The sequence below is a fragment of the Porticoccus sp. genome, from assembly GCF_965660005.1.
In the GTDB taxonomy this organism is placed as follows: Bacteria; Pseudomonadota; Gammaproteobacteria; order Pseudomonadales; family Porticoccaceae; genus Porticoccus.
On the sequence record NZ_CBFHYF010000049.1, the window covers coordinates 1 to 10,508 of the forward strand.

General features: G+C 53.3%; 10 protein-coding genes and 2 pseudogenes. 4 read left to right on the plus strand and 8 right to left on the minus strand.

The features are described from left to right. Window positions 1–548 precede the first annotated feature (548 nt). Window positions 549–1,034 carry a YajQ family cyclic di-GMP-binding protein gene (locus tag ACTF5G_RS08935; RefSeq protein WP_438952472.1) on the plus strand — a complete coding sequence of 162 codons (486 nt, stop codon included), beginning with the start codon at window positions 549–551 and terminating at the stop codon, window positions 1,032–1,034. Here ACTF5G_RS08935 and ACTF5G_RS08940 read toward each other — a convergent pair. Beyond that, window positions 1,031–1,261, minus strand: coding sequence for a response regulator transcription factor (locus ACTF5G_RS08940; protein ID WP_438952473.1), 231 nt, complete (start codon window positions 1,259–1,261; stop codon window positions 1,031–1,033). The two genes, ACTF5G_RS08935 and ACTF5G_RS08940, sit on opposite strands and share 4 nt — an antisense overlap. A 21-nt stretch (window positions 1,262–1,282) precedes the next feature. On the opposite strand from ACTF5G_RS08940, the gene ACTF5G_RS08945 reads away from it, so the two are divergent. Then, window positions 1,283–1,408, plus strand: a complete 126-nt coding sequence (locus ACTF5G_RS08945; protein WP_438952474.1) for a hypothetical protein — start codon at window positions 1,283–1,285, stop codon at window positions 1,406–1,408. A gap of 109 nt (window positions 1,409–1,517) precedes the next feature. Here ACTF5G_RS08945 and ACTF5G_RS08950 read toward each other — a convergent pair whose 3' ends face one another. From ACTF5G_RS08950 to ACTF5G_RS08965, 4 genes and pseudogenes are all read right to left on the minus strand, one after another. Next, window positions 1,518–2,561: a mechanosensitive ion channel gene (locus tag ACTF5G_RS08950; protein ID WP_438952475.1), complete on the minus strand. Its 1,044-nt coding sequence runs from the start codon at window positions 2,559–2,561 to the stop codon at window positions 1,518–1,520. Then, window positions 2,527–2,955, minus strand: coding sequence for a mechanosensitive ion channel family protein (locus tag ACTF5G_RS08955; protein WP_438952476.1), 429 nt, complete (start codon window positions 2,953–2,955; stop codon window positions 2,527–2,529). Before ACTF5G_RS08955 ends, ACTF5G_RS08950 begins: the two co-directional genes overlap by 35 nt. Before the next feature lie 204 nt (window positions 2,956–3,159). Next, window positions 3,160–3,573, minus strand: a pseudogene (gene arfB, locus ACTF5G_RS08960) (alternative ribosome rescue aminoacyl-tRNA hydrolase ArfB). 119 nt (window positions 3,574–3,692) lie between these two features. Continuing rightward, window positions 3,693–3,968 carry a hypothetical protein gene (locus tag ACTF5G_RS08965; RefSeq protein WP_438952477.1) on the minus strand — a complete coding sequence of 92 codons (276 nt, stop codon included), beginning with the start codon at window positions 3,966–3,968 and terminating at the stop codon, window positions 3,693–3,695. 214 nt (window positions 3,969–4,182) lie between these two features. Here ACTF5G_RS08965 and ACTF5G_RS08970 point away from each other — a divergent pair, with 214 nt between their 5' ends. Continuing rightward, the gene (locus ACTF5G_RS08970) at window positions 4,183–5,922 is read left to right on the plus strand and encodes a copper resistance system multicopper oxidase (protein WP_438952478.1); all 1,740 of its coding nucleotides are present in this window, start codon (window positions 4,183–4,185) and stop codon (window positions 5,920–5,922) included. 37 nt (window positions 5,923–5,959) lie between these two features. Next, complete coding sequence (locus tag ACTF5G_RS08975) at window positions 5,960–6,622, plus strand: copper resistance protein B (protein WP_438952479.1); 663 nt, start codon at window positions 5,960–5,962, stop codon at window positions 6,620–6,622. A gap of 14 nt (window positions 6,623–6,636) precedes the next feature. Here the strand turns inward: ACTF5G_RS08975 and ACTF5G_RS08980 are convergent, their stop codons facing one another. The 3 genes and pseudogenes from ACTF5G_RS08980 to ACTF5G_RS08990 form a co-directional block, all read right to left on the minus strand. Continuing rightward, on the minus strand, window positions 6,637–8,937 hold the full coding sequence (locus tag ACTF5G_RS08980; protein ID WP_438952480.1) for a heavy metal translocating P-type ATPase: 2,301 nt from the start codon (window positions 8,935–8,937) through the stop codon (window positions 6,637–6,639). Window position 8,938: 1 nt separating this feature from the next. Then, complete coding sequence (locus tag ACTF5G_RS08985) at window positions 8,939–9,397, minus strand: hypothetical protein (RefSeq protein WP_438952481.1); 459 nt, start codon at window positions 9,395–9,397, stop codon at window positions 8,939–8,941. 170 nt (window positions 9,398–9,567) lie between these two features. Then, window positions 9,568–10,508, minus strand: a pseudogene (locus ACTF5G_RS08990) (phosphoketolase); the annotation flags it as partial.

Consider the following 10,508-nt stretch of genomic DNA (forward strand, 5'->3'; position numbering starts at 1 on the left):
CCTGCCTGAACCGGTCGTGAATGAGGTCCAGGCAAACTTCCCTCTTCGTTACAGCAGATTACAGCAACTTGCTCTCCAGTTAGCACAGAACCTTTATCGGGAGAAAGCCCGGTGACAGGTTGTCGACCACTGTTTTTCAGTACGAACGGCGACTGTGCAGGGAACGCCAGCCAAAACGTACTGAGTGAATTGCATTCGGAGACGGTATGTGGCCTTTTGTCATCAAAGTGATTGGCTGTTATGAGAAAATACTGGTGTTGCGGTCCCTCCCGTCCTGTGCATAAATCACAAAATCTTTTTTATACATTGATTGAGCGATCTCAACAGACCACCTGTTTCGACCGGCTCGATGATTGCCAGGGATAACCGGACCTCGAGAAATCCCCAGGGGCATGCAGAGCCTGCTAGTCACATTGATGACGTCACTACTGGGGCAATCCGGAGTCGACTGAACACAGAGGTTGCCTTACAGAGTGGTCGGGTTACTTTTCTCGAGCGGTGAGTGTCGCTAGACTGGTCGCCCGAAACATCAGCCAACAGGATCTATTATGCCGACCTTTGATATTGTCTCAGAAGTGGACCAGGTAGAAATTCGTCATGCCACTGAAAACACACAACGGGAACTGGCCACTCGCTTTGACTTTCGCGGAGTTGAGGCCAGTGTGACGCTGAAGGATGGGGTGGTGACACTGACCGCTGAGTCAGATTTTCAATGCCGTCAATTGCTGGACATGCTGAGCAGGAATCTGGTCAAACGGAATGTAGACCCCTATGTCATCGATGTGGATGAGGAGGCCGTCCATAGGGGTAAAACCTTCTCGTTGCAGGTGCGGTTCAAACAGGGTATTGACCAGCCGATGGCGAAGAAAATTATCAAGCTGGTGAAAGAGGCCAAAATAAAGGTGCAGACCGCGATTCAGGGTGACAAATTGCGGGTTACTGGTAAAAAGCGCGATGAATTGCAGGAAACCATTGCCCTGATCAAGGGGGCAGATCTCGGCCAGCCGTTCCAGTTTGAGAATTTCAGGGATTAGAGCTGACGGTCTTGTTTTAGTGCTGCGGCAGTTTCCGGATACTCGTTTTCTCGTGATTCCGCTGATTCCAGATTGAGCTTGCCTATTGCCAGTACAGCCTTGGTTCTCGACCTTACGCCCAGCTTCCTGAAAATAGCCGTCATATGGGTCTTGATGGTGGCCTCCGTAACATCCAGCCCGTAGGCAATCTGTTTTTTCTGCAAGCCCTCGGCCAATATGGTCAGCACAAGATATTTGGTACGCTGAGCATGCCCCTGAACTTTGTGGTGGCCTTTACCGTATTGAAGCTGACCAAGGAAGCGCCGGATCATATCAGGGAACTGGTGGAAAGCCTGCGTTATCCTAAGGACGCTGGGCAGGCAAAGGATCACTAGAAAGTTTTTTTCTTCCCCCTGGGCCGCTCAAAGAGCGGCCTTATTTTATCGCTCAATAAAAAACCCCACCAGGTTGCCCCGGTGGGTGGATGTAGAACAAATCAGGACTTTACTTTTTAACGCGATCAAGCAGTGACTGAATTTCTCTACCAGCGATTTCCTTGCTGCCCAGACCAATCGAAATGGCTGCACCGACTGCTACTGCACCAAGCATCAGACCAAAGGCAATATTGATGATGTCCTGTGCGAGGCCGATCTGGCGAAGCGCCATGGCGATGGTCAGAAACATGATGGAAAGGCTGGCAAGGTTACTTGCTGCAGCGGGCATTCCCGCCTCGATAATCAACAGCCGTACTTTTTTGGTAATGAAAATACCGATAGCCAGAATCAGTGCGCCCAGCAATACCTGCACTGCGAAACCGATCATGACGGTTACAATCTGGCTGAGGGGTTCAAAATTCAGTAATTCGGTAGCACCGAGAATCGCGAACAGGATAATACCCAGCAGTACCAGGCTGCCGGCATACTGGCTCGGGGTGCGTTCCAGCCCCATCTTGAAGCCGAGCTTCTCAATTACCTGATTGAACCCGGCAGCTGTCAGTAGATCCGTTACCAGACTGGCAACCAGCTTACCCACATAGTAGGAGATACCGAGTACCAGTAGAGCAGCGACGATTCCGGGTACGGCAGAGAAAATCATATCAATCATGTTTTGTGCCGGCGTAGAAATCGCCGCGATTTTCAGAGCCTCCAGCGATTGCACAATCACCAGCAATAAAATGAAGGTGTAGATCAATGTGCCAACCAGGGCAGAACATTTCTGCTGAATACCGGATTGCTCACTCAGACGGTCAATGCCAGAGGCAGCCAGAAGACTGCTGACAATCTGTCTTACCAGCTTGGCAACAAAATGACCAATGCCGAAGATCAGCAGTGCGGAGAGGATGTTGGGCAGGTAGCTGAACAGTTTATCGAACATGCTTTGTAATGGGGCGACCTGACTTTCCATCTGCAGTGCACTCAACACCATGGGCAGGAAAAGTAGAAATACCAGCCAGTAACCAGCGGTAGCCAGAGAGTGGCTCACGGTTACCTTGTCTTCCTCATCGTGTTCGAGTTTATTGAGACGCTCGTCGAGTTTGCCGAGGTTCAATGGCTTTTTTGACCAGCGCTGCCAGTAACCAGGCGAGCAGCAGCAGACCGAGTGCTGCACCAAATTTTGGTAGATAGGTAAAAATCTCGGTCAGCAAGACATTTAACGGCTGCGTCACTGATTGAAGATCGAGTTTTTCAAAAAAGGAAATAAAGCCAAAGATCATGATGATCCAGAAAGCGGTGGTGGAGATGACCTTTTCCACCGGAAAATCAGCGTGTAAGCCGACTGTGCGGGTAAACCGGTTGTCCAGATCGGTTTTCAGCAACAATCGATGCGACAGACTTTTGACAATACGTGCTGCAATATAAAAAACGAGCAAATATAAAACGGCCACCAGAAAGAGCAAAACCGGGCCCTCATACTGGTTCCAGAAGCTGGTTATTTCATTCATAGTGAGATCCCTGCATTTTCTATTGAAAGACAAGCATAGGTGTCCCGACCGTCAATGTCCAAAAAGGGGCCGTAGGTTATTCTCGGGTTTTTAAATGATGAGGCAGAAATTTTGAGTGGAAAGATCGAAGTTTTTCGAATAGAAACAGGCTGGAGTAGCGTTTAAAAATTCAAAAAACCGGTATTCAGTAATTTAAATCGTTTACTAATCGATGACTTTTCCGCGCAGGGCTTTCGTCCTGCCCCGTTGGGTTTTATCGTCTACCCGTCTGGTCTTGGAGGCCTTTGTCGCGCGCGTGGGTATGCGTGTTTTCCTGACCGCAGTGGCGGATAGAATAACGTCCTTCAAGCGCTCCAGAGCATCCAGCCGGTTTTTTTCCTAGGTACGGAATTGCTGCGCCTTGATCACAATCACGCCCTCTTTATTAATGCGACTGTCCTTCGTGGCCAGCAATCGTTGTTTGTAGTCATCGGGCAGGGATGAGGCGTTGATGTCGAAGCGCAGGTGTATCGCCGAAGAGACCTTGTTGACGTTCTGCCCACCGGCTCCCTGGGAGCGAATGGCCGTCAGTTCAATGTCTTCATCGGGAATCGCAATACTTTTATTGATATCCAGCAACGTCCGATACTCCGATATTTGCTCAGGTTGAATTATAGGGTGGCAGGGGTTGTCAGCAAGCACACAGGCGAGATGGGCTATCGAACATTACAGGTGCCATAGCAGACATTGGATCGGTGTCACCCCGTCCCCTTGATAAAAGCCTGGCAGCACGCCATAGTATCCCTATGTCTGTCACCAAAAAACATCGGGTTCCATGGGTCGTCACCGCCTTCCTTTTGTCGGTGCTGGGGAATACCGCCCTCGCCAGTGTGAACACCGGTCCTGACATGCCGCAAGGGGCCGAGCTGTCGCACAGTGCACAGGTGCCCTGCGAGTCTGAATCCGACCATCCTGTTGAGGCGCAGCATTTCACTGATACCGATAACCACGGCTGCACATCCAATATCTGCCAATGCGCGACCCAGGGTTGCCATTTGACGCTGATAGCATTTAATTCCTCCCCTGTCTGGTCGTCTCGACCCCATCACCCCGCGTTTATACCGCTTCGGCAAAACCTGCCGGATGCCGGTCCCAAACGACTCGATCGTCCTCCCCGAAGCTGATTGTCCGCAGTTGTAAAACACCTCGTCGAGGTGCTACGAAACAATTCATCTGAGGGTTGGATAAATGCCACTATTCCCAAGACTGTTGACGGTTTTCTGGATGTCCATGATCGCCATGAATGCCGTTGCCAATATCACCGAGTACCACCTGCAGATTGCCCGCGAAACGGTCAATATCACAGGTAAACCATTACAACGTATTACCGTTAACGGCAGTATACCCGGTCCCGTGCTGGAGTTTACTGAAGGTGATACGGCCATCATTCATGTCACCAATAAAATGAAGGTGTCGAGTTCGGTCCACTGGCACGGGTTATTGTTGCCACCAGAGATGGACGGGGTACCCGGTTTCAGTGGTTATCCCGGTATTGCCCCGGGGGAAACCTTTACCTATCGATTTGAGCTCCGGCAAAACGGTACCTACTGGTATCACGCCCACAGTGGCACCCAGGAACAGGACGGCCATTACGGTGCCTTGATCGTGCACCCCAAAGACCGCGGCCTGGTTCAGGCCGATCGGGATTATGTGGTAGTGCTGTCTGATTTCCGTGAAGAAACCAGTACACAGATCATGGCGAATCTGAAGAAAGACCCTCACTACTACAATTATTCCCAGCGCACCATCGGTGACTTTCTGGCTGATGTGCGCAATCGCGGGCTGACCGATGCCTGGCAGTGGGCTACTGACTGGGGCGAGATGCGAATGTCGCCTACCGATATCGCGGATGTCAGCGGTTACACCTTTCTCGTCAATGGCCTGACCCCAGAGCAAAACTGGACCGGTTTGTTTACGCCCGGTGAAACCGTTCGGCTGCGTTTTATCAATGCTTCGGCCATGTCCATGTATGACGTTCGCATCCCCGGTCTGAAAATGGACGTGGTGCAGACAGATGGTCAATACATCGAACCCGTGTCAGTGGATGAATTTCGCTTTGCCGTGGCCGAAACTTATGACGTGCTGGTCAGACCGCCCACCGATACCGCCTTTACCATTGCGGCAGAAGCGGTTGATCGCACCGGTTTTGCCATGGGTACCCTGGCGCCCCGTCAAGGGATGCGAGGCCCGGAACCCGAATCCCGGCCACGTGCTCTGCTGAGCATGGGGGATATGGGGCACGGTGACATTCAAGACGACGCAGATACCGGAGCTGCTGCCATGACAGATCATGCCGGTCACGGTATGGCGCAACAGGACCATAAGGTTTCAGCGAGCAGTGGCTGGGCCGATGCCAGTACACCGCCCGGTCACAAGGCTCTGAGTTATGCCGACCTGCGGTCTTTGCAGCAACAGCGGGATACCCGTCCGCCGGAACGGGAAATTGTTGTCAGTCTGGGCGGTTCCATGTCGCGCTTTATCTGGACGATCAATGGTCACAAGTTTGGTGAAGAGGGTTTAAAACCCCTGCAACTGGATTACGGTGAGCGCGTCAAGCTGACGTTTGAAAATACCTCCATGATGGCCCACCCGATGCACCTGCACGGTATGTTTGTCCAGCTGGATAACGGTCAACCCGCTGAGCGATTACCCAATAAACACACCGTGAATGTGCTTCCGGGAAAGTCCTACTCGGTATTGCTGACAGCGGATGAGCCGGGCGAATGGGCATTCCACTGTCACCTCCTGTTCCACATGGCAGCGGGCATGATGACCAAACTGGTGGTGGCGGAATACGATGCGGACCAGGATGGTGCAAAGAAAGCCGCTGAGGAGAAAGCCGCTGCAATACCCGATCCGAACCCTGGGTCATCCCCCTCCATGAACCACGAAGTTCAACAGAATGGAGGCGAGCACCATGGGCATTAGTCAACGGTATTGTTCAACGATAGGGATTTTGCTGCTGATGTCCGCTAGTGTGTTGGCCGATAGTCCCCATCACTCCAGCCCCGTATTCCATGCTTTTTGGCTCGAGGCACAGCACGGCGGAGGTAGTGAAGGCGGTATCACCGATATTGAACTGGATGGCTGGATCGGTGGCGATACGCACAAACTATGGCTCAAAACGGATATCAAACAGCAAAAGGGTGCTCTACAAGAGAGTGAGTTCTGGGCGATGTACAGTCGCAATGTCAGTGAATTCTGGGATTTTCAGACCGGTATTCGCCTGGATACCCAACCCGATTCCACTGGGTATTTCACCCTGGGAGTGAATGGTCTGGCGCCTTACTTCCTGAAGACCCAGGCTCACCTGTTTGTCAGCGATTATGGTGATGTTACTGCCCGGCTGAAACAGAGCACTCATCTGCTGGTGACGCAACGTATTGGGATTGAACCCTACTATCGGCTGGAAATGGCTGCCCAGCGGGTGGCCCGACAGGCGTTGGGTCGGGGCTTGACCAGTGGTCGACTGGGTGTGCGTTTCAATTATGAAATTACCCGGGAATTGTCGCCCTATGTGGATTTCCGCTATGACTGGAAATTCGGTGGCACGTCCTCTATCGCCAACAATAACGATCAGCGCCGGGATCACTTCACTGCGTCACTGGGTGTGAGTTGGATGTTTTAACCGGACAATGCCGGTCAGTTAAGTTTGACCGCTCTCAGGCGCAGGGCATTGCCGATCACGCTGACGGATGACAGGGACATGGCGGCGGCGGCAATGATCGGAGATAACAGTAACCCTGTGAACGGGTAGAGGATGCCTGCTGCAATCGGGACCCCGGCGGCGTTGTAGGCAAAGGCAAAAAACAGGTTCTGGCGAATGTTGCACATGGTGGCGCGGGATAAACGACAGGCACCGACGATGCCTGTCAGGTCACCCCTGAGCAGTGTTACGCCAGCGCTTTCGATGGCGACATCGGTGCCGGTGCCCATGGCGATTCCCACATCCGCGCTGGCCAGTGCCGGGGCATCGTTCACACCATCGCCGACCATGGCTACAATGCGGCCCTGATCCTGCAGACGGCGAACGGCGAGGCTTTTATCCTCGGGTAAAACCTCTGCTTCCACTTCATCGATGTTTAACTGGCGCGCAATGGCCTCCGCTGACGTGCGGTTGTCACCCGTCAGCATGACCACGCGAAGGCCATCATGTTGTAATGCGCGGATGGCGGTTGCAGTGGTTTCCTTGATGGGATCTGCTATCGCAAACAAGCCTGCATATTGGCCGTTGATGGCGATGAAGATGACGGTGGCACCATCATGACGAAGCGCCTCGGCGCTATCGGTGCAGGTTGACAGATCGACAGCTTGATCAGCCATCAACAGACGATTGCCGAGGGCAACTTGAGTGCAATCAAACCTGCCGGTGACCCCCTTGCCATTGAAGGCATGGAAGTCCTCGGGTTCAGATAACGTCAGCTTCAACTCCCCAGCTTTTGCCAACATGGCCTCCGCCAGCGGGTGTTCGCTCGATCGCTCCAGGCTCGCGCCGAGTCGCAGCAAGGTCTCCTCAGCAAATCCGGAAGCAGGGTGGATGCCAGTTACCTGGGGTCTGCCTTCCGTCAGCGTGCCGGTTTTGTCGATCACCACGGTATCCACTTTTTCCAGCCGTTCCAGTGCTTCGGCATTGCGAATCAGGACGCCGGCCTGTGCCCCACGCCCGACTCCGACCATGATTGACATCGGTGTGGCCAGTCCCAATGCGCACGGGCAGGCAATAATTAGCACGCTGACGGCCGCAATGAGGGCAAACGCCATCGGTGGGGTGGGTCCCCATATCGACCAGACAATAAATGCGATGACGGCAATGAGCATCACGACCGGCACAAAAACTCCTGAAACCCTGTCAGTCAGACCCTGAATCGGCGCTCGTGTTCGCTGTGCATTGGCCACCATCTGGACGATCTGTGAAAGCATGGTATCCCGGCCGATTTTATCGGCACGCATGATGAAAGAGCCCTGTCCATTGATACTGCCGCCAATGACCCTGTCCCCCGGTTGTTTTTTGACGGCCAGTGGCTCTCCAGTCACCATCGATTCATCGATATTGGAGCGGCCTTCAAGCACTTCGCCATCCAGTGGCACCTTGTCGCCGGGTCTAACCCTGAGGCGCTCGCCCACGTTTACCTGATCGAGAGGGATATCTGCTTCACCGCCCTGGTCATCCAGCCGCCGCGCTGTAGTCGGCGCCAGATTCAAGAGTGCACGAATGCCCCCCGAGGTTTTTTCCCGGGCGCGCAATTCGAGTACCTGGCCCAGCAGCACCAGCACGATAATCACGGCAGCGGCTTCAAAATAGACGGCGACCGAACCACCCTGTTGGCGGAATGCCGGTGGAAAGAAATCCGGTGTCAGTGTGGCAAACAGGCTGTACAGCCAGGCGGCTCCGGTGCCGATGGCAATCAGGGTAAACATGTTCAGGTTGCGACTTAGAATGGAATTCCAGCCACGCTGGAAGAACGGCCATCCGGCCCATAGCACCACGGGGGTGGCGAGCAGTAACTGCACCCAGTTAGAGAGTTGTGGTGTAATCCGTTCGCCGGTATGAAAGAAATGGCTACTCATTTCGAGGATGAAAACCGGTAGTGCCAGTATCAGTCCAACCCGGAAGCGCCGGGTCATATCGAGTAATTCTGCCGAGGGTTCGCTGTCGGCGGTAATTTCTTCCGGCTCCAGTGCCATCCCGCAGATTGGGCAATCCCCCGGCCCCTGCTGTTGAATCTCGGGATGCATGGGGCAGGTAAAGAGTGCCCCCGGCAGGGTTTTTTGTTCCTCGGGTGGGCCGTCCAGATAACGTGCGGGGTCGTTCTCAAACTTTTCCCGGCAGCGGGCGGCACAGAAATACCAGATTTTGCCTCCATGATGGGCAGAATGGCTGGTGTTCTGTGGGTTGACGGTCATGCCACAGACGGGATCTTTCGCTTCGGCAGGCTCACTCATGTCAGAGATCGCTCATTCTCCCCGTCTGAGTAGCCAGCCGCATCACTTCGTGTTCCTCCATTTCGAGTAACGACTCCAGCAGACCCCGAGCTTCAGGGATTTCTGCTTTACTCGAGAGTGTCCGGTAAAGCTCGATCATCTGTTCGTGCAGGCTGAAAACTTCCTGACAGATATCATCAAAACCCAGCTTGCCAAAGGGGATATTGCAAGGCTGGGAAATTTTGATCGGTTGATGTGACAAATAATCGTAAACATAGGTTTGCATGGCTTTCTGATCTGCCTGCTGTTCAAACTGGGCAACCATCCTCTCCATTTCCGTTTCGTGATTCGACAGGTAGTCGAGTAGTAACCTGGCGCGTTCCTCCTGGTTTTCGTCGATACTCTTATTGAGGCAATGGGCCAGATGCGCATGCAGTTGGCGGGTCCAGTCGATCAATTCGGCAAAGGTTTTGATTTCCATCCTCACTCCCATTATTTTGCTTCTCAGTATTCATGATTATTTTAATCGGTCAATGAACGCGCTGATATATCGATAAACGGTTCACCACAATCGGGCCTTTTACCCGGTGCATTACAGGGCTCAGCTGAACCTGTATTTTGCGGTGCCACTTGGCTAAATGAAACAGCTTGTCACGACATCATCTCTGCTCCTATCCATCGCCAGTTGAGTACCTCCGGCATATCCTGACCGTATTCATTGATGTAGGCCTTGTGCTCGGTCAACTTGATAAGGAGTTGTCGCTTCAACTCAGCCCCCTGTTGACCGGTCTGGGGCAGATGATCAATGACTACCATGGCCAGATGAAAGCGATCCATCCTGTTTCGGACTGTCATGTCAAAGGGTGTTGTGGTGGATCCCTCTTCCCGAAATCCCCGCACATGGAGGTTTTGGTGATTATGGCGGCGATAGGTGAGCCGGTGAATCAGCAGTGGGTAGCCATGATAGGCAAAAATAACCGGTTTGTTTGTTGTGAACAGGGCATCGAAGTCGGCATCGTTTAACCCGTGAGGATGTTTGCTGTCCGGCAGCAGGCGCATCAGATCCACCACATTGATGACCCGGATTTTCACCGCCGGCAATGCTTCGCGCAGTATTGATACGGCCGCCAGGGTTTCCAGCGTGGGCACATCCCCGCAGCAGGCCATCACCACATCCGGTTCATCCTGTCCCTCACTGCCTGCCCAGGACCAGATGCCGATACCGGCAGTGCAGTGTTTGACCGCCTGGTCCATGGTCAGCCATTGGGGCGCAGACTGTTTGCCGGCCACGATGACATTCACGTAGTTGCGGCTGCGCAGGCAGTGATCGGTAACCGAGAGCAGGGTATTGGCATCCGGTGGCAGATAGACGCGGATAATTTTGGCCTGCTTGTTGGCAACCACGTCGATGAACCCCGGATCCTGATGGCTGAAGCCATTGTGGTCCTGGCGCCAGACATGGGAGGATAGTAGGTAGTTCAGCGAGGCTATCGGTGGTCGCCAGGCGATTTCACCGGCCACATCCAGCCATTTTGCATGTTGGTTGAACATGGAATCGACAATGTGAATAAAGGCCTCATAGCAGGAAAAAA

Excerpts from the sequence above, each read along its gene's own strand:
- ACTF5G_RS08980 (WP_438952480.1), bottom strand. The coding sequence starts at position 8,937 with ATGAGTGAGCCTGCCGAAGCGAAAGATCCCGTCTGTGGCATGACCGTC.
- ACTF5G_RS08945 (WP_438952474.1), top strand. The coding sequence starts at position 1,283 with ATGCCCCTGAACTTTGTGGTGGCCTTTACCGTATTGAAGCTGACCAAG.
- ACTF5G_RS08975 (WP_438952479.1), top strand. The coding sequence starts at position 5,960 with ATGTCCGCTAGTGTGTTGGCCGATAGTCCCCATCACTCCAGCCCCGTA.
- ACTF5G_RS08970 (WP_438952478.1), top strand. The coding sequence starts at position 4,183 with ATGCCACTATTCCCAAGACTGTTGACGGTTTTCTGGATGTCCATGATC.
- ACTF5G_RS08985 (WP_438952481.1), bottom strand. The coding sequence starts at position 9,397 with ATGGAAATCAAAACCTTTGCCGAATTGATCGACTGGACCCGCCAACTG.
- ACTF5G_RS08955 (WP_438952476.1), bottom strand. The coding sequence starts at position 2,955 with ATGAATGAAATAACCAGCTTCTGGAACCAGTATGAGGGCCCGGTTTTG.
- ACTF5G_RS08935 (WP_438952472.1), top strand. The coding sequence starts at position 549 with ATGCCGACCTTTGATATTGTCTCAGAAGTGGACCAGGTAGAAATTCGT.